This window comes from Massilia sp. DD77 (assembly GCF_036961685.1).
In the GTDB taxonomy this organism is placed as follows: Bacteria; Pseudomonadota; Gammaproteobacteria; order Burkholderiales; family Burkholderiaceae_D; genus Telluria.
This window is the reverse complement of sequence record NZ_JBAMDH010000008.1, coordinates 99,493-125,111: the sequence shown is the minus strand read 5'-3', so window position 1 is coordinate 125,111 and position 25,619 is coordinate 99,493. Positions and strand designations below refer to the sequence as shown.

At 66.9% G+C, this 25,619-nt stretch carries 19 protein-coding genes; 16 read left to right on the top strand and 3 right to left on the bottom strand.

Going from position 1 to position 25,619, the window contains the following annotated elements; translation table 11 throughout:
• The first annotated feature begins 124 nt into the window (after positions 1–124).
• On the top strand, positions 125–1,564 hold the full coding sequence (locus tag V7778_RS06450) for an alkaline phosphatase (protein WP_335552927.1): 1,440 nt from the start codon (positions 125–127) through the stop codon (positions 1,562–1,564).
• Positions 1,565–1,578: 14 nt separating this feature from the next.
• On the top strand, positions 1,579–2,934 hold the full coding sequence (locus V7778_RS06445) for an alkaline phosphatase (protein WP_335552924.1): 1,356 nt from the start codon (positions 1,579–1,581) through the stop codon (positions 2,932–2,934).
• 241 nt (positions 2,935–3,175) lie between these two features.
• Here V7778_RS06445 and V7778_RS06440 read toward each other — a convergent pair whose 3' ends face one another.
• Positions 3,176–3,550 carry an SWIB/MDM2 domain-containing protein gene (locus V7778_RS06440; RefSeq protein WP_211521195.1) on the bottom strand — a complete coding sequence of 125 codons (375 nt, stop codon included), beginning with the start codon at positions 3,548–3,550 and terminating at the stop codon, positions 3,176–3,178.
• Between the two features lie 234 nt (positions 3,551–3,784).
• Entirely contained in the window at positions 3,785–5,152 is a 1,368-nt protein-coding gene (gene ffh, locus V7778_RS06435) for a signal recognition particle protein (RefSeq protein ID WP_335552922.1), read from the bottom strand.
• 198 nt (positions 5,153–5,350) lie between these two features.
• Here ffh and V7778_RS06430 point away from each other — a divergent pair, with 198 nt between their 5' ends.
• The 10 genes from V7778_RS06430 (at position 5,351) to V7778_RS06385 (ending at position 18,401) form a co-directional block, all read left to right on the top strand.
• Positions 5,351–6,322, top strand: coding sequence for an ABC transporter substrate-binding protein (locus V7778_RS06430; protein WP_335552920.1), 972 nt, complete (start codon positions 5,351–5,353; stop codon positions 6,320–6,322).
• A 43-nt stretch (positions 6,323–6,365) separates the two neighbouring features.
• A complete protein-coding gene (locus tag V7778_RS06425; RefSeq protein WP_335552999.1) occupies positions 6,366–7,169 on the top strand; it encodes an ABC transporter permease in 804 nt (267 codons plus the stop codon).
• A gap of 1 nt (position 7,170) precedes the next feature.
• On the top strand, positions 7,171–7,965 hold the full coding sequence (locus V7778_RS06420; protein ID WP_335552917.1) for an ABC transporter ATP-binding protein: 795 nt from the start codon (positions 7,171–7,173) through the stop codon (positions 7,963–7,965).
• A gap of 188 nt (positions 7,966–8,153) precedes the next feature.
• Positions 8,154–8,963, top strand: a complete 810-nt coding sequence (locus V7778_RS06415; protein ID WP_335552915.1) for a cytochrome C assembly family protein — start codon at positions 8,154–8,156, stop codon at positions 8,961–8,963.
• The gene (locus V7778_RS06410) at positions 8,960–9,214 is read left to right on the top strand and encodes a PP0621 family protein (RefSeq protein ID WP_335552913.1); all 255 of its coding nucleotides are present in this window, start codon (positions 8,960–8,962) and stop codon (positions 9,212–9,214) included. The genes V7778_RS06415 and V7778_RS06410 overlap by 4 nt, the downstream gene beginning before the upstream one ends.
• Positions 9,215–9,220: 6 nt before the next feature.
• A complete protein-coding gene (locus tag V7778_RS06405) occupies positions 9,221–10,897 on the top strand; it encodes a sensor histidine kinase (protein WP_335552911.1) in 1,677 nt (558 codons plus the stop codon).
• A gap of 24 nt (positions 10,898–10,921) precedes the next feature.
• On the top strand, positions 10,922–12,370 hold the full coding sequence (locus V7778_RS06400; RefSeq protein WP_335552909.1) for a sigma-54-dependent transcriptional regulator: 1,449 nt from the start codon (positions 10,922–10,924) through the stop codon (positions 12,368–12,370).
• A 670-nt stretch (positions 12,371–13,040) separates the two neighbouring features.
• A complete protein-coding gene (locus V7778_RS06395) occupies positions 13,041–15,935 on the top strand; it encodes a ribonucleoside-diphosphate reductase subunit alpha (RefSeq protein ID WP_335552908.1) in 2,895 nt (964 codons plus the stop codon).
• 199 nt (positions 15,936–16,134) lie between these two features.
• The gene (locus V7778_RS06390; RefSeq protein WP_335552906.1) at positions 16,135–17,244 is read left to right on the top strand and encodes a ribonucleotide-diphosphate reductase subunit beta; all 1,110 of its coding nucleotides are present in this window, start codon (positions 16,135–16,137) and stop codon (positions 17,242–17,244) included.
• A gap of 131 nt (positions 17,245–17,375) precedes the next feature.
• A complete protein-coding gene (locus V7778_RS06385) occupies positions 17,376–18,401 on the top strand; it encodes an NADP-dependent oxidoreductase (protein WP_335552903.1) in 1,026 nt (341 codons plus the stop codon).
• Between the two features lie 48 nt (positions 18,402–18,449).
• On the opposite strand, the gene V7778_RS06380 is transcribed toward V7778_RS06385, so the two are convergent.
• Entirely contained in the window at positions 18,450–19,013 is a 564-nt protein-coding gene (locus V7778_RS06380; protein WP_335552901.1) for a DUF7010 family protein, read from the bottom strand.
• A gap of 181 nt (positions 19,014–19,194) precedes the next feature.
• Between V7778_RS06380 and V7778_RS06375 the strand changes: the two genes are divergently transcribed.
• The 4 genes from V7778_RS06375 to V7778_RS06360 all read left to right on the top strand — a co-directional run bounded on the left by V7778_RS06375 (position 19,195) and on the right by V7778_RS06360 (position 25,588).
• Positions 19,195–21,036, top strand: coding sequence for a glycoside hydrolase family 13 protein (locus V7778_RS06375; RefSeq protein ID WP_335552899.1), 1,842 nt, complete (start codon positions 19,195–19,197; stop codon positions 21,034–21,036).
• The gene (locus V7778_RS06370) at positions 21,030–21,944 is read left to right on the top strand and encodes a carbohydrate kinase family protein (protein ID WP_335552897.1); all 915 of its coding nucleotides are present in this window, start codon (positions 21,030–21,032) and stop codon (positions 21,942–21,944) included. The genes V7778_RS06375 and V7778_RS06370 overlap by 7 nt, the downstream gene beginning before the upstream one ends.
• Positions 21,945–22,006: 62 nt before the next feature.
• Positions 22,007–23,704, top strand: a complete 1,698-nt coding sequence (locus V7778_RS06365; protein WP_335552895.1) for a PQQ-dependent sugar dehydrogenase — start codon at positions 22,007–22,009, stop codon at positions 23,702–23,704.
• 234 nt (positions 23,705–23,938) lie between these two features.
• Positions 23,939–25,588, top strand: a complete 1,650-nt coding sequence (locus V7778_RS06360) for a glycosyltransferase family 4 protein (protein WP_335552893.1) — start codon at positions 23,939–23,941, stop codon at positions 25,586–25,588.
• Positions 25,589–25,619 lie beyond the last annotated feature (31 nt).

The following is a 25,619-nucleotide window of genomic DNA, read 5'->3' as shown; positions in this document are numbered from 1 at the left end:
ACGGTTTATAGGCTAACAATTCAAACGGGGCTGCGGTCCGCTCTCTATACAAACCCACAACATATCATCCCGCCATCTCCCCCGCGCACAGTGTAGACTCACCGCTTTCCCCCGTGAGGTGCCTATGCGACCGACCACTCTCGCCACCGCGGCCCTGCTGGCCGTGCTCGCCGGCTGCGCAGCCACGCCGCCCGCAACGACTCCGCTCCAGTCCTCCAGCGCCCCCGCCGAACGCGCGAAGAACGTGATCTTCTTCCTCGGCGACGGCATGGGCATCAACACCCTCACCGCCGCCCGCATCTACGCCGTCGGCGAAGACGGCGAACTGGCCATCGACCAGCTGCCCGAATCGGCTTTCGTCAAGACCTTCTCCAACAACGCCCAGGTCACCGACAGCGCCGCTTCCATGGCGGCCTACATGACCGGCGTGAAGCAGAACAACGGCGTGATCTCGATGTCGGCCGACACCGTCTCGATCGCCCCCGGCCCTGACGCCAACGGCAACAACCTGGTCAGCCGCTGCAGCACCGGCCGCAAGGTCGACACCCTGCTGGAACTGGCCAGGCGGCGCGGCATGGCGCTCGGCGTGGTCACCACCACCAGCGTCACCGACGCCACGCCGGCCGCCACCTATGCCCACGCCTGCCACCGCAAGCTCGAGACCGACATCGCGGCCGCGCTGGTGCCGGGCGGCGCCGGCTACAACGAGGCGCTCGGCGCGCGCGGCCTCGATGTGATATTCGGCGGCGGCGCACAATTCTTCCTGCCATTCTCCGCCGGCGGCAAGCGCGCCGACAAGCGCGACCTGCTGGGCGAACTGAGCGCCCAGGGTTGGCGCGTCGCGCGCGACACCGCGCAGTTCAACGCCCTGGCGCCGGGCCAGCCGGCCATCGGCTTGTTCGCGCAGAACCACCTGGCCTACAACGAGCTCCGTAATCCGATGGTCCAGCCGGACCTGCCGCAGATGACGCGCAAGGCCATCGACCTGCTGGCCCCGAACCCGAACGGCTTCTTCCTGATGGTCGAGAGCGGCCTGATCGACCATGGCCTGCACGCCACCCTGGCCAAGCGCGCGCTGCAGGAAACCGTGGTCTACAACGATGCGCTGCAGGCCGCCATCGACCGCATGCAGGCCATCGACCCGGGCCTGAAGAACACCCTGATCGTGGCCACCGCCGACCATGACCATACCCTGCTGCTGAACGGCTACACGGTCCGCACCGGAAAGACCACGCCCACCAATCCGGGCGTGCTGGGCCTGGTGCGCGGCCTGGACGGCAAGCCCAAGCTGGACAAGGACGGCATGCCCTACACCGTCATCGGCTTCGGCACCGGCGAGAACCGCGTCGCCGGCAGCCGCGCCAGGCAGGGGCCGCTCACCGACGAGATCGTGACGCGCGACGACTACCACCAGGAAGCCGTGATCCGCACCCGCACGGGGGCCGAGACCCACGGCGGCACCGATGTTTTCCTGGGCGCCGCGGGCGCCGGGTCCGAACTGTTCCGCGGGACCATCGACAACACCCGCGTCTTCAGCCTGATCAAGACCGCCGCCGGTCTGTAAGCCAAGGAGCCACCATGAACCTACGACGCCTTCCCTTGCTGCTGGCCGCCAGCCTCCTTGCCTCGCAGGCCGCGGCCGCACCGCAGGCGAAGAACATCATCTTCTTCCTGGGCGACGGCATGGGCCCAACCACGATCACCGCCGCCCGCATCTACAAGGGCGGCGAGGACAGCCTGCTCAACTTCGAACGGCTGGAGCGCACCGCGCGCATCAAGACCTATTCCAACGACTTCCAGACCACCGACAGCGCGCCCTCGATGGGCGCCTACATGACCGGCATCAAGATCAACAACGACGTGATCTCGATGAAGGATGCGCGCGCCATCGATCCGACCAAGGACGGCGTGGACCGCTGCGGCGCCGGCAACGGCGCGGCGGCGCCGACCATCCTCGAGTTAGCCAAGGCGCGCGGCAAGGCGGTCGGCGCGGTCACCACGACCGAGCTGACCCACGCCACGCCCGCCTCGACCTTCTCGCACGCCTGCCACCGCGACGCCGTGTACACGATCGCCCAGCAGATCGTGCCGGGCGGCGCCGGCTACAACGCGGCCCTGGGCGACGGCGTCGACGTGCTGATGGGAGGAGGGCGCGCCCACTTCACCCCGCGCGGCGCCGGCAACCCCGACGGCCGGCCGGACGGACGCGACCTGATGAAGGAGTTCGCGGCCCAGGGCTACTTCGTGGCCGGCACGCGCGCGGACATGATGTCGGCGCGCGTGGGCCGCAAGTTCGTCGGCATCTACAGCGCCAGCGACCACCTCGATTATTCGCTCAAGCGCCGTCCCGGGCAGCCGACCCTGGCCGAGATGACGACCAAGGCGATCGAGCTGCTCTCAAAGGATCCGGACGGCTTCTTCCTGATGGTCGAAGGCGGCAAGATCGACCACGCGCTGCACGACACGCGGCCCAAGGACGCGCTGGCCGAGACGGTGGCCTTCGACGAAGCGATCCAGACCGCGCTGGACCGCATGCGCGCCATCGATCCGGGGCTGGAGAACACCCTGATCGTGGTGACGGCGGACCATGACCACACGATGGTCTTGAATGGTTATCCGAAGCGCGGCAACCCGGTGCTGGACGTGGTGCGCGACTACGCCAGCGGCGAGCCGAAGAAGGACGCGGACGGGAAGACCTTTACCACCTTGGTGTTCGGGAACGGGCCGAACCGGCCGGATGTGCGGGCCGATGTGGACAGCAAGACGGCCTTGAGCGACGACTACCTGCGCGAGACCGGCGTGCGCACGGAGTACGAATCGCATGGGGGCGGGGATGTGAAGCTTTATGCGGCGGGTGCGGGGTCGGCGCCGTTCAAGGGGACCATGGAGAATACGAAGGTGTTTCACTTGATGAAGGCGGCGGCGGGGTTGTAGTTCGTGGCCCGCACGCAAACTTGGGTCCCCGCCTGCGCGGGGAGTCATTGTCGCCAGTGGCGGGAATGACGTGCTAAAGAGCGTGTCCGAAGTTGCTGCGCTCGTCTTCCCGCTCACTCAATCAACGTCATCCCCGCGAAGGCGGGGACCCAAGTTTCGGTGAACAGCCACCCCAAAACAAAAAGCCCCGGCATCAACCGGGGCCTTCTTGCTCGTACAGTGCTGGACAGCCAGCCAGCGCTTATTTCAGGTGATCCGAAATCAGCTTGGTCATCTCGAACATCGAGACCTGGGCCTTGCCACCGAAGACAGCCTTCAGCTTGTCGTCGGCGTTGATCATGCGGCGGTTCGATGCGTCCTGCAGGTCCTTGGACTTGATGTAGTCCCAGACTTTCTTGGTCACTTCGGTACGTGGCAGCGGCTTGTCGCCCACGACGGCGGCCAGGGTGGACGACGGAGTCATCTCTTTCATGAAAGCGGCATTCGGCTTGCGGGCCGCGGCCGGCTTGGCTGCTGCTGGAGCTGCTGCCTTCTTGGCTGCGGGCTTGGCCGCTGCAGCCGGCTTGGCAGCGGCTTTCTTGGCTGGTGCTGCAGTGGATTTTTTGGCTGTTGCCATCTTCGAGCCTCCTAAAACGGACACATTGGAAAGTTGCGCAATTTAACGCACGGCTTATATTGGTGGCGTTTTACTGTTCATGCAAGTCTTTTTCGACATTTTTTCACTCTGGGAAGGGGCAAAACGCGCGCCATCGCACCCACCAACGCATAAGAAGCGCAAAGCGCTGACAAAAGACGTAAAAAAACCGTGTACAGCCAGTGCCGTACACGGTTCGTTCGACGCGGCCGGCGCTTAGCGCATGCCGGGCATCATGCCCTTCATCCCGCGCATCATCTTCATGAGACCGCCACCTTTGAGCTTCTTCATCATGGTCTGCATCTGATCGTACTGGGTCAGCATGCGGTTCACTTCCTGCACCTGCACGCCCGCGCCGGCGGCGATGCGGCGCTTGCGGTTGGCCTTGATCAGCTCAGGCTTGGCGCGTTCCGCCGGCGTCATCGAGTCGATGATGCCGACCATGCGCCGCACCTGCTTTTCGGCCTGGTCCATGTTGGCGCCCGCGGCGGCTTGCTGGAACTGGGCCGGCAGCTTGTCGAGCAGGCCGGACATGCCGCCCATTTTCTTCATCTGGGTCAGCTGCGCCTTGAAATCGTTCATGTCGAAGCGGCCGCCGACCTTGATCTTGTTCGCCAGTTCGGCCGCGGCTTCGGCGTCCACGCCCTTGCGCGCTTCCTCGACCAGCGCCAGGATGTCGCCCATGCCCAGCACGCGGTTGGCCATGCGCGCCGGATCGAAGGCTTCCAGACCGTCCAGTTTTTCGGACACGCCGGCGAACTTGATCGGCTTGCCGGTCACGTGGCGCACCGACAGCGCCGCGCCGCCGCGCGAGTCGCCATCGAGCTTGGTCAGCACGATGCCGGTCAGGGGCAGGGCGTCGTTGAAGGCCTTGGCGGTATTGATCGCATCCTGGCCCAGCATGGCGTCGACCACGAACAGGGTCTCGACCGGCTTGACGGCCGTGTGCACGGCGGCGATCTCCTGCATCATCGCTTCGTCGATGCCCAGGCGGCCGGCGGTGTCGATGATCAGGACGTCGTGGTAGTGCTTCTTGGCCCAGTCCAGCGCGTTGCGCGCGATGTCGACCGGCTTGTCGCTGGCGGTGGTCGGGAAGAAGTCGGCGCCGACCTGCCTGGTCACCGATTCGAGCTGGGCGATCGCGGCCGGACGGTAGACGTCGGCGGAGACGGTCAGCACCTTCTTCTTTTTCTGTTCCTTCAGGTACTTGGCCAGCTTGCCGACGGTCGTGGTTTTACCCACGCCCTGCAGGCCGGCCATCAGGATGATCGCGGGCGGCTGCTGGGCGAAGGAGAGCTGGGACGCTTCCGGGCCGAGGTCGGCGCCCATCAGGGCGGCCAGCTCGCGCTGCACCACGCCGACCAGCGCCTGGCCGGGGCTGAGCGAGCCGATGACTTCCTCGCCCAGCGCTTTTTCCTTCACTTTGGCGATGAATTCGCGCACCGCCGGCAGCGCCACGTCCGCCTCGAGCAGGGCCATGCGCACTTCGCGCAGCATCTCGGCGGTGTTCGCTTCGGTCAGGCGGGCCTCGCCGCGCATCGTCTTGACGACCTTGGCAAGGCGTTGGGTCAGATTATCTAGCATGGTTACCTAATAATATATAGGGCGGTTGACACAAACCGCCATTTTACCTTGCGTCAGCCCCTGCCGTTCGCGCCAAGGAAGGGGGGCGGCGCATTTTTCCGGCAATTCCCCGTTTTGTTGTTGCAAGACAAGTTTCCAGGCGTCATCATCATGCACCCTGATCATCCATTGAGCACTTGGAGCAGATCGGAGAACCGCATGGCAAACGTGTTGCGCAAGACCTTCGTGGCATTAGTCCTTCTGGCAGCAGGCAGCGTCCAGGCCCGGGACGTGGTCCGGCTGGGGAACCTCAAGCTGGCCCATTTCGGCGCCATCTCGTATATCAAGGAAATCGCCCCGCGCTGCGGCATCGAGGTCGAGGAGCGGGTCTTCCCGAAAGGCCTGGACGTGATGCAGGCCATCATCGCCGGCGAACTCGACGTCGGCAGCACCGCGTCGGAAGCAGCGATCCAGGGCCGGGCCGGCGGCGCGCCGGTGCTGGTGGTGGCCGGCTTCGCCAAGGGCGGGGCGCGCCTGGTGGCGCGGCCCGGGCTGAACATCAAGAGCGTGGCCCAGCTCAAGGGCAAGCGGGTGGGCGTGACGCGCGGCGCGATCCAGGAGGTGCTCCTGATGGCCGAACTGGCGCGCCATGGCCTGAAGGCCGACAGCGCGCCGGGCAAGGACGTGCAGCTGGTCTACCTGTCCTATCCCGACTTGAACGGGGCGCTGCTCGGCAAGCAGATCGACGCCATGATGCAGTCCGAGCCGCAGTCCTCGCAGGCCATCAACAGGGGCTTCGGTGTGGAGGTGCTCAAGCCTTATGGCACCCCGATCGGCGAACCGGTGCGCACCCTGGTGATGACCGAGAAGTTCTACCGCGAGCGCCGTCCGCTGGCCGAGAGATTCATGCGCTGCTTCGTCCAGGCCACCAGCACCTTCATCAAGCATCCGGACCAGGCCGAGAAGTACGTGCGCGAAACCATCTTCAAGAACCAGATCACGGCCGAGGACTTCCGCGACGCGATCGCCAACTCGCCCTACTCGCTCGACATCACGCCAGAGCACATCCAGGTCACGACCGAGATCATGATGAAGACCGGGGTGGGGCGCATGGCGCGCCCGCCGCTGGCGGCCGACTGGGTCAGGCTCGACCTGCTGGCGGCGGCCCGGAGGAACCAGCATGCGCATTGAGCGCCGCCGCCAAGCCAGGACCAGCGTGCGCAGCTGGAAAGATATGTGTGTCGGCCTGGTGGCGCCGTTGCTGGCCATCGCGCTCTGGCATGCGGTGGCCCAGGCCGGCCTGGTCAACCCGCAGGTGCTGCCGGCGCCGCTCGACGTGGCGCGCAAGTGGATCGCCTACCTGCTGCCGCTCGCGGCCTATGACGGACATGGCGGGCAGGCCGGCTGGATCGCCTGGGCGCTGTCGGGCGAACTGGTGGTGGATACCGCCAACAGCCTGTACCGGGTGGTGGTGGGCTTTGCCATCGGCGCCGGCCTGGCGTTGCCGCTCGGGCTGGCGATGGGCGCCAGCCGCGCCGTGTATGCGTGGATGAATCCCCTGGTCCAGCTGCTGCGCCCGATTCCGCCCATCGCCTACATCCCGCTGGCCATCCTGTGGTTCGGGCTGGGCAATCCGCCGGCCGTGTTCCTGATCGCGATCGGCGCCTTCTTCCCGGTCTTGATGAACACCATCGCCGGGGTGCGCCAGGTGGACGGCATCTACCTGCGCGCCGCGCGCAACCTGGGCGCGGGCGCCACCACCCTGTTCGTGCGCGTGATCCTGCCGGCGGCCGTGCCCACCATCCTGTCCGGCGTACGGATCGGCATCGGCACCGCCTTCATCGTCGTCATCGTGGCCGAGATGATCGCCGTGAACAGCGGCCTGGGCTTCCGCATCCTGGAAGCGCGCGAGTACTTCTGGTCCGACAAGATCATCGCCGGCATGATCAGCATCGGCCTGCTCGGCCTGGCGATCGACGCCGCCATCGATCGATTGAACAAGCATATGCTGCGCTGGCACCGCGGCCTGGAGCACTGACATGGCACCGCACATTCGTATCGAGGGCGTGAACAAGGTCTTCGCCGGCGAGGGCCGCGAGATCGCCGCGCTGCAGGACATCCACCTGGAGATCCCGCGCGGACAGTTCACCTGCCTGCTGGGGCCTTCCGGCTGCGGCAAGTCGACCCTGCTGAACGCGGTCGCCGGCTTCGCCCCGCCCAGCAGCGGCGCGATCACGGTCGACGGGCTGCCGGTGAGCGCGCCAGGGCCGCAGCGCGGCATGGTGTTCCAGGAATACGCGCTGTTTTCCTGGATGACGGTGGCGCAGAACGTCGGCTTCGGGCTGGAGATCAAGGGCGTGCCCAGGGCCGAGGCGGCGGCGACGGTCGAGCGGCTGCTGGGCATGCTGTCGCTGCTCGATTTCCGCCAGCGCTATCCCAAGGACCTGTCGGGCGGCATGCGCCAGCGGGTGGCGATCGCGCGCGTGCTGGCCCTGGATTCTCCGATCATGCTGATGGACGAGCCCTTCGGCGCGCTCGACGCGCTCACCCGGCGCAACCTGCAGGACGAGCTGCTGCGCATCTGGGCCGAGCTGAAGAAGACGATCCTGTTCGTCACCCACAGCATCGAGGAGGCGATCTACCTGGCCGACCGCATCGTCGTGATGACCTACCGGCCGGGCACCGTGAAACGCGACCTGCCGGTCGAGCTGCCGCGGGTGCGCGACCCGGCCGCGCCGGCCTTCAATGCGCTCAAGCGCGAGCTGGGGATGCTGGTGATGGAGGAGCAGCAGCGGCATCATCATGACGAGCTGCGCATGGCGGCGGTGGATTAACCAATCGGCCTGCACATCATGATCGTAGGGTTGGCGGCTCTGCCGCCGACGCGGGGATAGGTGGAGCAAGATCCGCCCTTGCGCTTGTTTCACCGTTACCAATCACCGCGTCGGCGTCTGTGATGCAGGCCACCGGCCTGCATCACCCCGCCGACCCTGGCGATTTGCCGATGGTGTAGACTTCCAGTATGCAGAACACCCTCTTTTTCGCCGCGGCCCTGCTGTACGCGGTCTGTGCACTGTTGCCGTCGCGCCAGGGCGCTGCCATTTCGGCGGTCACCGCGCTGGCCTGGCTGATCCACGGCGCGGCGCTCGGCCTCGACGTGATGCTGCCGGGCGGCCTGCGCGTCGGTTTCGCCGTGATGCTCTCGTCGGCGCTGTGGATTTCCGTCCTTGCCTACTGGGTGGAAAACCGCAATTTCGCCCTCGACGGCCTGCGCCGCCTGGTCATGCCCTTCGCCTTCGGCGCCTGCCTGTTGCCGGTGCTGTTCCCGGGCAGCCTGATGCCGCTGGCCGGCCGGCCGGCCGCCTTCGGCTGGCACATCGCGGTTGCCGTGCTGGCCTACAGCACGCTCACCATCGCCGCCTTCCACGCCGTGCTGATGGCGCTGCAGGAAGCCCGCCTGCACACCCGTCCCGCCAGCCCCGGCTCCGGCTGGCTCGGCGCGGCGCTCGACCAGCTGCCGGCCCTGCTGACCATGGAAAAACTGCTGTTCCGCGTGATCTGGATCGGCTTCGTGCTGCTCAGCCTCACCGTGCTGTCGGGCTTCGTGTTCTCGGAACAGGTCTTCGGCCGTCCGCTGCTGCTCGACCACAAGAGCGTGTTCGCGCTGCTGTCCTGGGCGCTGTTCGCGGCGCTGCTGGCCGGCCGCAAATGGCAGGGCTGGCGCGGCAAGACCGCGCTGCGCTTCACGCTGGCAGGCTTCGCCACCCTGGCGCTGGCCTATGTCGGCAGCCGCTTCGTGCTGGAAGTCGTCCTGCACCGGGGGGTGGCATGACCCGCATCCTGTTCTGGATCGCCCTCATCGCCCTGGTGGTCTTCGCCATCCGCAGCAAGCTGCGCGCCGCCGTGCGCCGCGGCCAGATGGAGGCGCAGCGGCAGCAGCGCCCGACCCCCACCCATGCCGGCGAGATCGAGGCCATGGCCCAGTGCGCCCACTGCGGCATGTACTTCCCGGCCTCGGAAGCGGTGCGCGCCGACGGTCACGACTACTGCTCGCCAGGCCACGTGCGCCTGCCGCCCCGGTAAGCCCCGATGGCGGCCTGGAAGGTGCCGGCGCATGCGCTGTCCGCGGAGGCGCGCGTCACCCTGTGGCGCTCGCTCCAGACCTTCACGGTGACGCGCATCGTCATTGCGCTGGTGCTGCTGCTGTATCTCGGCTTCGACCTCCAGAGCGGCAGCGTCAGTACCGATCCGGCCGCAGCCGAAACCTGCTTCGCCTACGCCACTGCCGCCATCCTGTTCGCGGTAATGGCCGCGCGCTGGCGCCGCCGCTTCATCATCCAGCTGGGCGTGCAGATCGCCACCGACCTGGCGGTCATCTCGCTGCTCTACCTGGCCGCGGGCGGCATGCCCAGCGGCCTCGGCATCCTCTACCTGTTCCCGCTGGCCGGCGCCGCCATCCTGGCGCCGCTGCTGATGGCGCTGTTCTCGGCCTCGGTCGCCGCCATCTTCCTGCTGCTGGAAAGCGCCTGGCAGCTCTTCGTCAGCGACCGCGAGCCGCCGCTGATGCAGGCCGGGATGTACGGCGCGGCCTTCTTTGCCTGCGTGCTGATCCTGAACCGGCTGGCGGCGCGCCTGCTGGGGCAGGAGGAACTGGCGGCCCAGCGCGGCACCGACCTGCGCGTCCAGCAGGCCATCAACCAGATCGTGATCGCCGACGTCGGCGACGGCATCCTGGTGCTCGACGACGGCGGCGGCGTCTACACCGGCAACCCGGCGGCGCGCCGCATGCTGGGCCTGGAATCCGAGGCCGAGGGCTTCCGCCTGGCCGACGCGTCCGCCTTCGAACCGGTCGCGCAAGCCTTCGCCGCCTGGCGCGCGGCGCCCGGCGAGGAAGCGGCCTTCGTCACCATCAAGCCCTGGCACGAGGGCGGTTCCGGCCGGGGCGTGCGCGGCGGGCGCGACCAGCCGGCGCACCTGAAGCTGCGCTTCGCCCGCGTCGACACCAGCGCCCAGGCGGGCGGGCGCAGCGTGATCTTCATGCAGGACGTGAGCGCCATCGAAAACCAGGCGCAGCAACTGAAGCTGGCCTCGATGGGGCGCCTGACCGCCAGCATCGCCCATGAGGTGCGCAATCCGCTGTCGGCCATCGGCCACGCCACCGCGCTGCTGGCCGAAGACCTGCACGGCCCGGCCGAGGTGCGCCTGCTGAAGATCGTGAGCGACAACGTGGCGCGCGTGAACCGCATGGTCGAGGACATCCTGCAGCTGTCGCGCAAGGCCCAGCCGCACAGCGAGCCGGTGCCGCTGGCCGCTTTCCTGGCCGAGCTGAAGGCCGAATTCTGCGAAATCCACGGCCTGGACGGTGATATAGTCTGGCTGGGCGACGCCGGCGACGCCACGGTGCGTTTCGACCCGCTGCACCTGCACGAAGTGCTGCTCAACCTGTTGAACAACGCGGTGCGCTACGCCAGCCGCAAGCCGGGCAGCATCCGGATCTTCCCGTCCCTGGATGCGGCCGGGCGCCCAGAGCTGCACGTGCAGGACGACGGCCCCGGCATCACGCCCGACGTGCGGGCGCACCTGTTCGAGCCCTTCTACACCACCTCGAGCAAGGGCACCGGCCTGGGACTCTACCTGGCGCGAGAACTGTGCCTGAACAACGATGCGAAACTCGATTATGAATACCGGTTCGACCAGTCGGCGATGGGCCCGCGCAAGGCCAGCGGCCGCTTCGTCATCAGTTTCATCCAGCCGCGTTCCGGCTGAGGCGCACGGGCAGGGGAGGACGGCATGAGCGCACCACGCATCCTGGTCGTCGACGACGAGGCCGACCTGCGCGAGCTGCTCGAGATTACCTTGCTCAAGATGGGCCTGGACGTCGACAGCGCCGCCACCCTGCGCCAGGCGCGCAACCTGTTCGAAGAACACGACTACGCCCTGGTGCTGACCGACATGCGCCTGCCCGACGGCCTCGGGATCGAGCTGGTGCGCGAGATCAGCGCCTCCGGCAAAGGCACGCCGGTGGCCGTCATCACCGCCTTCGGCAGCGCCGAAAACGCGGTGGTGGCGCTCAAGGCCGGGGCCTTCGACTACATCGCCAAGCCGGTGGCCCTGGATGCGCTGCGCCTGATGGTGCGCTCGGCGCTGAAGGTGTCGGAGGGAGGAACAGGGCAGCAGGACATCGGCGCCGGGACTTCGCGCCTGATCGGCGACTCGCCCGCCATGCAGTCGCTGCGGGCCCAGATCGGGCGCCTGGCGCGCTCCAATGCGCCGGTCTCGATCACCGGCGAATCGGGCGCCGGCAAGGAACTGGCCGCGCGCGAGATCCACGCGCAAAGCTCGCGCGCCGCCAAGCCCTTCGTGGCGGTGAACTGCGGCGCCATTCCCGAGGCCCTGATGGAAGCGGAGTTCTTCGGCTACCGCAAGGGCGCCTTCACCGGCGCGGCGGACGAGCGCGAAGGCTTCTTCCAGGCGGCCGACGGCGGCACCCTGATGCTGGACGAGGTGGCCGACCTGCCGCTGGCGATGCAGGTCAAGCTGCTGCGCGCGATCCAGGAGCGGCGCGTGCGCAAGATCGGCGCCACGACCGAGGAGCCGGTCGACGTGCGCATCGTCAGCGCCACCCACCAGGACCTGGCACGCTGCGTCGAGACCGGCAAGTTCAGGCAGGATTTGTTCTACCGCCTGAACGTGATCGAGCTGGCGCTGCCGCCGCTGCGCGAGCGGCTGGAGGACTTGCCGGTGCTGACGGACGCCATCCTCGCCAGGCTGGCCGGGCCGGGCAAGGCCTCGCTCGGGCCGGGCGTGCTGGACGCGCTGCGCGCCTATTCCTTCCCCGGCAACGTGCGCGAGCTGGAGAATGTGCTGGAGCGGGCGCTGGCTTTCGCCAACGGCGGAGTGATCGAAGTGGGGGACTTGTCGCTGAAGGCGGCGCGGCCGGGCGAGCCCACGGTGCGCGAACCGGTGGCGCCCCCCGTCGCGCCGGCCGTGCCGCTGACACCGGAACCTGCGCCCCCCATGCCGGCCGCGGCGCCGGTGCCGGTGCCGGTGAACCTGGGACCGGCGGAGCTGCCGTCGAATCTGCCGGCCTACCTGGAGCAGGTCGAGCGCGACATCATCCAGCGCGCCCTGCAGCAGACCCAATTCAACCGCACGCAGGCGGCCAGCCTGCTGGGGATCAGCGTGCGGCAGTTGCGCTACCAGATGCAGAAGCTGGAGATCAGCGCGCCGGACGATTAGGCGTAGGGTTGGCGGCTTTGCCGCCGACGCGGCGATACACGCCCGGTGCTGATGCGCGCGCGAACCGGCATCCGCCACCCATCACCGCGTCGGCGGCGGAGCCGCCAACCCTACTATATAGATAGCACCGGCTGAGGGGGGGGCGGGAGACCCGTCCACCCTACATCCAGGGCCGCGGATCCATCTTTAGGCTCATGGCCAAGGAATTAACATGATGCAAACTGCACTTCCACCGTGCAATAATGCCCAGTTCTGATTACCTAATGAGCAGCCGGAAAATCCGATGTTAGTGCTTGCTCACCGTGCATTCCGCATCGTTCGGCAGGCTGCAAAAGTCAAGACTCCGCACAACGATTCAGCTCAAATATTGAGAATTTATTTACTTGCCCTTATCGCAAACGAGGTACTACAATTAGTCTCATCTCAAGGCCGGACACTAGATCTAGTGGTAGTAGACAGCAAGAAACTAGACCTACACCGGTAGTCGGCAAGCTCGGCTTCCGACACGAATCACAAGCGAATCATAGGACTTACCCTTACCCTGCATATCTGGTTTGCCAGCTTAGGCTTCCGGCTGGCGGGGTATCGTTTTGCTTTTAATTTTGTCAACGACCGCACGACGGTCCAGCGATAACAATTTGGCGGCACCGGCCGTCATCCTGGAGGCTCAATGCAAACAGCACAAGACATCTCGATCAATCCGCACGTCACCCCAGGAACGACGTCGACTGGCGCCACGCCCGCCGACATCGTCGCGCGCGGTGATTACCGTGTCATCCGCCGCAATGGCGCCGTGGTCGCGTTCGAGCCGAACAAGATCTCGGTGGCGATGACCAAGGCCTTCCTCGCCGTCGCCGGCGGGCAGGGCGCCGTCTCGGCCCGCATCCGCGAGCTGGTGGAACAGCTGACCAATAACGTCGTGGCCGCGCTGGTGCGCCGCCAGCCGAATGGCGGCACCTTCCACATCGAGGACGTGCAGGACCAGGTCGAGCTGTCGCTGATGCGTTCGGGCGAACACGATGTCGCGCGCGAATACGTGCTGTACCGCGCCAAGCGCATGGAAGAGCGCCGCGCCGCCAAGGAAGCCGCCGGCGGTTCCGCCGTCGTGGCCCCGCAGATCCACGTGGTCGACGGCGGCGAGCGCCGTCCGCTGGACCTGAACGCGGTCTCGAGCCTGATCAACGCCGCCTGCGCCGGCCTGGAAAAGCATGTCGACGCCGAGGCCATCGTCGCCGAGACCATGAAGAACCTGTACGACGGCGTGCCGGTCGAAGAGCTGCACAAGTCCGCCATCCTGGCCGCTAGAGCCCTGATGGAAAAGGACCCGGCCTACAGCCAGGTGACCGCCCGCATCCTGCTGCACACCATCCGCAAGGAAGTCTTCGGCAAGGAAGTCGCGCAAGCCGCCGCCGCCGCCGAGTACATTACCTACTTCCCGAAATACATCGCCAAGGGCATCGAGAACGAGCTGCTGGACGAAGAGCTGGGCAAGTACGACCTCGAGCGCCTGGCCAAGGCCCTGGTCGCCGACCGTGACCTGCAGTTCGGCTACATCGGCCTGCAGACCCTGTACGACCGCTACTTCCTGCACGTGCGCGACGTCCGCATCGAAATGCCGCAGGCCTTCTACATGCGCGTCGCGATGGGCCTGGCCCTGCGCGAAGCCGACCGCGAAGCGCGCGCCATCGAGTTCTACAACCTGCTGTCGTCCTTCGACTTCATGAGCTCGACCCCGACCCTGTTCAACTCGGGCACCCGCCGCTCGCAGCTGTCGTCCTGCTACCTGACCACCGTCGGCGACGACCTGGAAGGCATCTACGACGCCATCAAAGAGAATGCGCTGCTGTCGAAGTTCGCCGGCGGCCTGGGCAACGACTGGACCCCGGTCCGCGCGCTGGGTTCGCGCATCAAGGGCACCAACGGCCGCTCGCAGGGCGTGGTGCCGTTCCTGAAGGTGGTCAACGACACCGCCGTGGCGGTCAACCAGGGCGGCAAGCGCAAGGGCGCGGTCTGCGCCTACCTGGAAACCTGGCACCTGGACATCGAGGAATTCCTCGACCTGCGCAAGAACACCGGCGACGACCGCCGCCGCACCCACGACATGAACACCGCGAACTGGATTCCGGACCTGTTCATGAAGCGCGTGATGGAAAAGGGCAACTGGACCCTGTTCTCGCCGTCGGAAACCCCGGACCTGCACGACCTGACCGGCAAGGCCTTCGAAGCCGCCTACGTGGCGTACGAAGCCAAGGCCGAGCGCGGCGAGATGTCCGTGTTCAAGAAGATCGAAGCGCTCGACCTGTGGCGCAAGATGCTGTCGATGCTGTTCGAGACAGGCCACCCGTGGATCACCTTCAAGGATCCGTGCAACATCCGTTCGCCGCAGCAGCACGTGGGCGTGGTGCACTCGTCGAACCTGTGCACCGAGATCACCCTGAACACCAGCGCCGACGAGATCGCCGTCTGCAACCTGGGCTCGGTGAACCTGCCGCAGCACATGAAGGGCGATGGCCTGGACCACGTCAAGCTGCAAAAGACCATCCGCACCGCGATGCGCATGCTGGACAACGTCATCGACATCAACTACTACGCCGTCGACAAGGCCCGTAACTCGAACATGCGCCACCGTCCGGTGGGCATGGGCATCATGGGCCACCAGGACTGCCTGCACATGATGCGCGTGCCGTTCGCGTCGGATAAAGCCGTCGAATTCGCCGACAAGTCGATGGAAGCCGTCTGCTACTACGCCTACCTGGCATCGACCGAGCTGGCGGAAGAGCGCGGCCGCTACGAGACCTACACCGGCTCGCTGTGGGACCGCGGCATCCTGCCGCAGGACTCGATCAAGCTGCTGATGGAAGAGCGCGGCGGCTACCTGGAGCAGGACACCAGCGAATCGATGGACTGGAGCCTGGTGCGCAACCGCATCAAGCAGTTCGGCATGCGTAACTCGAACTGCGTGGCGATCGCCCCGACCGCGACCATCTCGAACATCATCGGCGTGTCGGCCTGCATCGAGCCGACCTTCCAGAACCTGTACGTGAAGTCGAACCTGTCGGGCGAATTCACCGAGATCAACGCCTACCTGGTGCGCGACCTGAAGGCGCGCGACCTGTGGGACGAAGTCATGATCGCCGACCTGAAGTACTTCGACGGTTCGCTGAGCAAGATCGACCGCGTGCCGCAAGACCTGCGCGACATCTACGCCACCGCGTTCGAAGTCGAGCCGAAGTGGCTGGTGGAAGCCGCCTCGCGCCGCCAGAAGTGGATCGACCAGGCCCAGTCGCTGAACATCTACATGGCCGGCGCCTCGGGCAAGAAACTGGACGAGACCTACAAGCTGGCATGGCTGCGCGGCCTGAAGACCACCTACTACCTGCGCACCATCGCCGCGACCCACATGGAGAAGTCGACCACCCGTACCGGCGCCCTGAACGCCGTGCCGGTCTCGGGCGGCCTCCAGGCTGGCCATGCGGCCCCGGCAGCCGCGGACGTGGTGGAAGGCGCCGCCTGCTACCTGCGTCCGGGCGACGCCGGCTTCGACGAGTGCGAAGCCTGCCAGTAAGCGTTTGAACGATGCGAGCGGGCCTTGGCTGGACGCTCGCATCCTTGGTACCACCAAGCTCAACACCGTCATTCCCGCGAAGGCGGGAACCCAAGTCCGCAGCACACCGCCAGCGCTTGCGTTCCCCTCGGAACTGACGATCACCATGAATAGTTAAGGCCCCGCCATCAAAGGAGGCCACGAAAGAAGGAACCGAAACATGCTCTCTTGGGACGACGAACCGACCAGCGCCCCGCGCGCCCCGCAACCCGCCGCCGCTCTCGACGCCGCAGCGCCCGCCGCCGAAGTCGCGAAACGCGTCAACGCCGACGACAAGCGCATCATCAACGGCCAGACCGACGTGAACCAACTGGTCCCGTTCAAGTACAAGTGGGCATGGGACAAGTACCTGGCCGGCTGCGCCAACCACTGGATGCCGCAGGAAGTGAACATGCAGCGCGACATCGAGCTGTGGAAGAACCCGAACGGCCTGAGCGAAGACGAGCGCCGCCTGGTCAAGCGCAACCTGGGCTTCTTCGTGACCGCCGACTCGCTGGCCGCGAACAACATCGTGCTGGGCACCTACCGCCACATCACCGCCCCGGAATGCCGCCAGTACCTGCTGCGCCAGGCCTTCGAAGAGGCGATCCACACCCACGCCTACCAGTACATCGTCGAGTCGCTGGGCCTGGACGAGCGCGAGATCTTCAACGCCTACAACGAGATCGAGTCGATCCACGACAAGGACCAGTTCCTGATCCCGTTCATCGAGACCCTGACCGATCCTGAATTCAAGACCGGTACGACCGAAAGCGACCAGAAGCTGCTGAAGTCGATCATCGTCTTCGCCTGCCTGATGGAAGGCCTGTTCTTCTACGTCGGCTTCACCCAGATCCTGGCGCTGGGCCGCCAGAACAAGATGACCGGCGCCGCCGAGCAGTACCAGTACATCCTGCGCGACGAGTCGATGCACGTGAACTTCGGCATCGACCTGATCAACACGATCAAGATGGAAAACCCGATGCTGTGGACCCCGGCCTTCCGCGACGAGATCAAGGAACTGTTCCTGAAGGCGGTCGAGCTGGAATACCGCTACGCCGAAGACACCATGCCGCGCGGCGTGCTGGGCCTGAACGCCCCGATGTTCAAGGGCTACCTGCGCTTCATCGCCAACCGCCGCGCCGTGCAGATCGGCCTGGACCCGCTGTTCCCGAACGAAGAAAACCCGTTCCCGTGGATGAGCGAGATGATCGACTTGAAGAAGGAACGCAACTTCTTCGAGACCCGCGTGACCGAGTACCAGACCGGCGGTACGCTCAGCTGGGACTGATAGCAAGCCCTCCCTTGAAAACGCCCGCCTGGCCGACGCCAGCCGGGCGTTTTTTCATTCCAGGCGGCGCCCTGAACAAAATGCCGATCCGGCGTACCATGCTTGGACCAGCTCTTCAGGAGGATCCCGATATGCACCACGCGCCGAACCAGCGGATCGTGCTCGCTTCCCGTCCACAAGGTCTCCCGCGGCTCGAGAATTTCCGCCTCGTGGAAGAACCCGTTCCCGTCCCTGGTACCGGCGAACTGCTGCTCGAGACCCTCTACCTCTCGCTCGACCCCTATATGCGCGGGCGGATGGACGATGCGAAGTCCTATGCCAGGCCGGTCGGCATCGGGGAGGTGATGGAGGGCGGCACGGTGGCGCGGGTGGCCGCCTCGCGCCATGGTGGCTTCGCCGTGGGCGATATCGTCCTGTCGCATTCGGGCTGGCAGCGCTATGCGCTGTCGAACGGCGAGAACCTGCGCAAGCTCGACCCGTCCCTGGTCCCGCCCAGGACGGCGCTGGGTGTGCTGGGCATGCCGGGCTTTACCGCCTGGGCAGGATTGCGGGAGATCGGCCGGCCCCAGCCCGGAGAAACCGTGGTCGTGGCGGCGGCCAGCGGCGCGGTCGGCTCGGTGGTGGGGCAGATCGCCCGCATCCGGGGTGCGCGCGCCGTGGGGATCGCCGGCGGGCCGGACAAGTGCGCCTTCGTGCACGACGAACTGGGCTTCGATGCCGTCGTCGACCATCGCGCGCCCGACTTCGCCGCGAGGCTGGCGGATGCCTGCCCGCAAGGCATCGACGTGTATTTCGAGAACGTCGGCGGCAAGGTCTGGGACGCCGTGTTCCCGCTCCTGAACGACTTCGCCCGCGTTCCCGTGTGCGGCCTGATCTCGCAGTACAACGCGCTGCCGCAAGCCGAACCGGGACCCGACCGGCTCGGGCTGATGATGCGCGACGTGCTGAAGAAAAGCCTCTCGATCCGCGGCTTCATCCAGCGCGAATTCGCCGACCTGCGCCCCGAGTTCCTGCGCGAGGCGGAAAACTGGATCGCCAGTGGCAGGCTGCGCTATCGGGAGGACATCGTCGACGGCCTGGAGCAGGCGCCGGCGGCCTTCATCGACCTGCTGCAAGGGCGAAATTTCGGCAAGCTGGTCATCCGGGTGGCGGACTAGCGGGATAGCGCCAGCCCTCTCCAGCCGCCGGCCTGATCCCTCGGCGCTTTACTGCGGCAGCGCGCGGCGCAGTGCGCTGCGCTCGCGGGCGAAGATCGCGACCGCGAAGACCAGTTCGATGGCGGCACCGGCAAAGGCGCTGTTCGCCATCGGCGCCCCTTTCCCGGCAAGCAGGAAGCCGGCGGCTGCCAGCGCCGCGCCGCAGGCCCAGTAGATCCGCATCCCGTACACCGTCGCGAAGCTGAGGTAGCGGCCGCCGATGGTCAGCAGCATCGCCGGGAAGAACAGCTCGCTGCGCCACTGCGACAGGCTGTAGGCCAGCGCAAAGCCCAACAGCATCCAGACCGTGCTCTCCAGCGCCAGCGATCCCAGCGGGTTGCCCTTGGCATGGTTGCCCGGCCTTCCCAGCAGCCTGGCGAGCAGCATGCCGAGCGGATGGATGAGCATTCCGCCCACGAACAGGGCCAGCACCGCGTTCTGCGCAGTGCCGGTCATGGCGACGAGTCCGGCGCCCATCCATACGAGGGAAGACACGAGCATGCCGGGAGCACCGCCGGCATAGGCATGACGCATGTCGCGCTGGGCATCGGCGAAAGTCGTTGTCTGTTCCATGCAGGCTCCCGGGATGTAAGTACGTCCTACGATAACAGGATTCTGTACAGCACTGTTGCATTTTTGACCATCTCAAACTTGTCGTGAAGTTTTACTACAAATATAGGCTTATAACGGTAGATTGAGCCAGTATTTCATGTTACTTTGCTACAAAACATTGATAGAGCAACCTGGAGGAGCCATGCTCAAAACCGCCTTTCTCATCTCAGCCTTGACGACCGCCTTGTGGGCCCAGGCAGCGCCGTATGACATCCAGCATGTGGAGCCGCTGAACTGGTGGACCGGCATGAAGCGCACCGAGCTCCAGCTGATGGTGCACGGCGAACGGATCGCCGAGCTGCAGCCGGCGCTGTCCTATCCCGGCGTGCGCATCGTCGGCACCGAGCGCACCGACAATCCGAACTTCCTGTTCGTGAACCTCAAGATCGCGCGCTCGGCCAAGCCCGGCGAATTCACGCTGCGCTTCATGCGCGGCAAGGAGGCTGTCGTCAGCCACCCCTACCGGCTGGAACAACGCCGGCCCGGTTCGGCGCAGCGGCGCGGTTTCGATGCCACCGACGCGATCTACCTGCTCATGCCGGACCGTTTCGCCAACGGCGATCCGTCGAACGACGCCGCCGGCATGCTGGAAGGCGCCGACCGCAAGCAGCCCAACGTGCGCCACGGCGGCGACCTGGCCGGCATGCAGGCCCAGCTCGACTACATCGGCAAGCTCGGCTTCACCATGATCTGGCCCACGCCGCTGTTGGAGAACAACCAGCCGAGCTATTCCTACCACGGCTATTCGCTCACCGATTACTACAAGATCGATCCGCGCTTCGGCAGCAACGAGGACTTCCGCAACTACGTGAAGGCCGCCAACGAACGCGGCATCGGCCTGATCCACGACGTGGTGCTCAACCACATCGGCACCGGCCACTGGTGGATGCGCGACATGCCGGCCAAGGACTGGATCAACCACGGCAGCACCTTCAAGCCGACCAACAACCAGCACACGGTGGCCCAGGACATCCACGTGGCGCCGGAAGAGAAGGCGCGCTTCTTCGACGGCTGGTTCGTCGAGACCATGCCGGACCTGAACCAGCGCAACAAGCTGGTGGCGCGCTACCTGATCCAGAACACCCTGTGGTGGATCGAATACGCGAACCTGGCCGGCATCCGCGAGGACACCTATTCCTACTCCGATCCGGCCTTCCTGAACGAATGGAACCGCGCCGTGTTCGACGAGTACCCGAACCTGAACATCGTCGGCGAAGAGATGGACGCGCGCCCGCACATGGTGGCCTATTGGCAGAAGGGCGTGGTCAACCGCGACGGTTTCCGTTCCGAGCTGCCCACCGTGATGGACTTCCCGCTGAGCGACACCGCGCCGCTGGCCCTCACCGCACCGGAATCAAGCGGCCAGGGCCTGATCCGCATCTACGAGATCCTGGCGGCCGACTACCTGTACGCCGACCCGATGAAGCTGATGGTCTTCCCGGACAACCACGACCGCCCGCGCATCCTGGCGCAGGTCGACAACAACATCGACCTGGCCAGGACCAACCTGATCCTGATGGCGACCACGCGCGGCATTCCGCAGATGTTCTACGGCACCGAGGTCCTGATCGGCAGTCCGAAGCAGCGCGAGGATGGCGTGCTGCGCGCCGACATGCCGGGCGGCTGGGCGGGCGACAAGGTCAGCGCCTTCACCGGCGCCGGGCTGTCGGCCAGCCAGCGCGACATGCAGCAGCTGGTGCGCACCCTGTTCAACTGGCGCAAGACCAGTTCGGCGGTCACGCACGGCAAGCTGACCCACTACCTGCCCGCCGACGGGCACTACGTCTACTTCCGCCACGACGGCAAGCAGACGGTGATGGTGGTGCTGAACAAGAACGCGGGGCCGACCCAGCTCGACCTGAAGCGTTTCGCGGGCATGATCGGCAAGGCGCGCCAGGCGCGCAACGTCCTGACCGGCGCCAGCGTGGACCTGGGGGCGCCGCTTTCCCTGCCGCCGATGACTTCGGCGGTGGTCGCATGGTAGCGGCCGGCGGGCGCCGGGTGCTGGTGGCGGGCGGCGTCGGCATCGACACGATCGTGCGCGTGCCGTCGCTGCCGCTGGCCATGGCCGATTCGATCCACGTGCCGCCCGTGATGGATTATGTGGCGCATACGGGGAATGGCGTGGCCCTGGGCCTGCTTGCCCTCGGCCACCGCCCCCTGCTGATCGACTTCATCGGCGCCGATCCCCAGGCGGAGCTGATCCTGGCCCGCTACCGCGAGCGCGGCCTGGACTTCGACTACCTGGTCCACGACAGCGGCACCCGGCGCAGCGTCAACCTGGTGGGGCCGGATGGACGGCGGCTGTCGCTCTACGACGGCCGCCATCCGGATGCCTTGCGCATGCCGCGCGAGTTCTACCTGCCGCGCATGCGCCAGGCGGAACACGTTCACCTCAGCATCGTGCCCTGGGCGCGCGAGCTCTATGACGACGCACAGGCCCTCGGCTTGCCGGTATCGACCGACCTGCACGACTGGGACGGCCGCAATCCCTATTACCACGACTTCGCCTACCGTTCCGATCTGGTCTTCCTCAGCAGCGCGGCGCTGGGGGAGGGGGTGTTCGACGTGATGCGCGCCATTCTCCGCGAAGGCAAGGCGCAGGCCGTGGTGGCCACCGCGGGGGCGCAGGGCAGCTATGTGCTGGAACGCGGAGCGAAAGAGGTGCGGCACACCGCGGCCGCCCGGCTCGACGACTGGTCGGCCGTGGACAGCAACGGCGCCGGTGATGCCTTCTCGTCCGCATTCCTGCATGCCTGGAGCGCCGGCCAGCCTGTCGACGCCTGCATGCGTGCGGGCGCCGTCAGCGGCGCCTTCGCATGCGCCTTCCACGGAACGGCCGAGCGCAGCCTGACGCAGGCCGAGCTGGCACGGTATCTGGCAAGCGGCTGACGGACTCCGCGCACTTGCCCTATCATGGCGGATTGCTATTTATTCAAACCAGGAGACGTCCCTTGCAAGCCAAGTATTCGCCGCCGCATGCCCTGCTGCTCGTCGGATTGATAGCGGTATCATCCGCCCATGCCGCCCCGCAATCCCTCAGCGGCCGCACCGTTTTCGATAACAACTGCGCCAGCTGCCACAGCGTCGACGCCAACCTGTCCTCGCGCGCCGGCCCCGGCCTGTTCGGCCTGGTCGGGCGCAAGGCGGCGGCTGTCCCCGGCTATCACTATTCGGCGGCCTTGAGCAAGGCCGGCGCCGCCGGCAAGACCTGGACCCGTGCGGAGCTGGATGTCTTCCTGCTCGACCCGGGCAAGGCCGTGCCGGGCACCACGATGCCGGTCGGCGTCCCGGACAAGGCGGCGCGCACGGCGCTGATCGATTACCTGGCCAGCCTGCAGGGGCCGGCCACCGCGGCCGTTCCCGCGCAGGCCGGCGCGCCGCTCGAGCGTGGCGGCGCCTGGGACGAGCACCAGCCCGGCAAGATCCACCACATCAAGCTGAACGACCTGCCCAAGCCCTTCGCCACCGCCAGCGCCGGCAACGGCCCGCGTGTCGAGGCGCGCCCGAACGGCTCGATGCCGGTGGTCCCCAGCGGCTTCACGGTCGGCGTGTTCGCCAGTGACGAAGACAAGCCGCGCCTGCCGCTGCGCGCGCCGAACGGCGACCTGTTCCTGGCCGCCACCGCCAAGGGCGAGATCAAGGTGCTGCGCTCGAAGACCGGCGCCAAGGCCGATACGGCCGCGGTCTTCGCCAGCGGCCTGGAGCGTCCCTACGGCATGGCCTTCTACCCATCCGGCGCCAATCCGCACTACCTGTACGTCGCCAATGTCAATTCGATCGTGCGCATTCCCTACCGCAGCGGCGACCTGAAGGCGCGCGGCCCGGCGGAAGCCGTGGTGCCGCACCTGAGCGACACCAGCGGCGGCCACACCACCCGCACCCTGGCCTTCTCGAAGGACGGCAAGACCATGCTGCTGTCGATCGGTTCGGCCACCAACGTCGCCACCGAGATCGGCGCCACCCCGCCTGAACCATTGCCGCAATGGGAAGCCAGGCACGGCGTGGGCGGCGCCTGGGGCGTGGAAACCGACCGCGCCACCGTCATGGCCTTCGATCCGGACGGGCGCAACCGCCGCACCTATGCCACCGGCCTGCGCAACTGTGTCGGCATGCTGGTGTATCCGTCCACGGGCGAGCTGATGTGCAACGTCAACGAGCGCGACGCGCTGGGCGACAACCTGCCGCCGGACTACGTGACCCGCGTGAAGCAGGGCGGTTTCTACGGCTGGCCGTGGTACTACATCGGCGACCATGAAGACCCGCGCCTGGCCGGCCAGCGTCCGGACCTGAAAGGCAAGACCATCGCGCCGGACGTGCTGCTGCAGGCCCACTCGGCGCCGCTGGGCATGGCCGTCTACCACGCGCCGAAAGGAGCGAAGCACGCCTTCCCGAAGGAGTACGAGGGGGACGTGTTCGTGGCGCTGCACGGCTCATGGAACCGCGGCGTGCGCACCGGCTACAAGGTGGTGCGGGTGTTCATGAAGAATGGCGTGCCGACCGGGCAGTACCAGGACTTCATGACCGGCATGGTGCTGAGCGACCGCGACGTGTGGGGACGGCCGTCGGGCGTCGAAGTGGGCGCGGATGGCGCGCTGCTGGTGGTCGATGATGCCGGCGGGGTGGTGTGGCGCGTGGCGCCGAAGCGCTGATCACGTAGGGTGGGCGGCTTCGCCGCCCACGCGTTCAAGCAGCGTCCGCCGGTCCGTGCGCGAGAGCGGAGCCGATAACGATCACCGCGTGGGCGGGAGACCCGCCCACCCAACAGCAAGCGGTCGACTGCGCATCAGGTCGGCGTTGCTTCGAATAAAGCGACATCTCCCGCGCGCGCCATGCTCGCGCCATCTCAAGAGCGGCGACGCTATGATCGGTCGAAAGGAGATGGCATGACCGACCGCTTTGCACTGCACTACCTGCCCGAGGCGTTTTCCGTCGCCGGGCAAAAGCTGATGGGCCGCCAGGCCGCCGGCGTCGGCCTGCTGCGCGCGGTCGCCCAGGCCGAGGGGCTGGCCGAACTCGGCTGCTTCGCCGCCGACCGCCGTTACTTCGAGGCCTTCGAGGCGGCGCTGCGCGCGGACGGCTACCGCGGCCTGGCGCGCTGGATCGCGCCTTCCGCGCCGGAAGGGCTGGCGCACTTCGGCTGCCTCTACCACCCCGGTCCCGGGATCGAGCGCCTGGCCTGGCGCCGCCTGCAGGCGGGCGAGCGCCAGTACAGCCTGTGCGGCGTGGCCCACACCACCGCCAGCCACGAGATGATGAGCATGGTGGCCCAGCTGCTGGTGGCGCCGGTGCGCGCCTGGGACGCCATCGTGTGCACCTCGCGCGTGGTGCGCGACAGCGTGCGCGTGCTGATCGAGGAGCAAGCCGCCTACCTGCAGGCGCGGCTGGGCGCGACCCGTTTCGAGCTGCCGCAGCTGCCCCTGATTCCGCTCGGCGTGCACTGCGCCGAGCAGGAGGCCGACGAGGCGCTGCGCGCCGAGGCCCGTGCGCGGCTCGGGGTGGGGCTCGATGACGTCGCCGTGCTGTTCCTGGGACGTTTGTCGCTGCACGCCAAATCCCATCCGCAGCAGATGTTCGCGGCGCTCGAGCGCGCCGACAAGGGCGGGCGGCGCGTGCACCTGATCCTGTGCGGCTGGTTCGCCAGCGAGGCGATTGGCGCCGCCTTCCGCGAAGCGGCGGCGCTGCTGTGCCCTTCGATCCGCCTGGTCGAGCTGGACGGGCGGGTGGCGGAGCACAAGCGCGACGCCTGGGCCGCCGCCGACATCTTCACGTCGCTCTCGGACAACCTGCAGGAAACCTTCGGCCTGACGCCGGCCGAGGCCATGGCGGCCGGCCTGCCCTGCGTGGTGTCGGACTGGGACGGCTACCGCGACACGGTGCGCGATGGCGTCGACGGCTACCGCATCCCGACCATCATGCCCGGTCCGGGCGCCGGGCTGGACCTGGCGATGCGCTACGACGACGGGGTGGACAGCTTCGACATGTATTGCGGCCACACCAGCCAGGCGGTGGCGGTGGACGGCGCCGGCCTGGCCCAGGCCTACGGCAAGCTGATCCGCGACGGCGAGCTGCGGCGCCGGATGGGCGAGAGCGGACGCGCGCGTGCCCGGCAGGAATTCGACTGGAGCGCAATCCTGGTGCGCTACCGCACCTTGTTCGACGAGCTGGCCGAGCGCCGCCGCGCCGATCCCATGCTGGCGCCGGCGTTGCCGGTCCACGCGCCGGACCGGCCGGATCCCTTCCGCCTGTTCGCCAGCTACCCGACCAAGCTGCTCACCGCGGCCTCGCTGGTGGAGCTGAAGCCGGACGCCTCGCTGGCGCTGGTGCGCGCCTACCGCGAGCTGGCGATCAACCGCTTCGCCGCCTCCTCGCTGCCGACCCTGGAAGAGTTCGGGCTGATCTTCGGCGCCATCGGCCCGCGGCCGATGCAGATCGAGGAGCTGATCGATACGCTCGGCCGCTGGGACCGTCCCACCTTGCTGCGCGGCCTGGCCTGGCTGTGCAAGATGGACATGCTGCGGATTACGGAAGGGTAGGGTTGGCGGCTCAGCCGCCGACGCGGCGCCG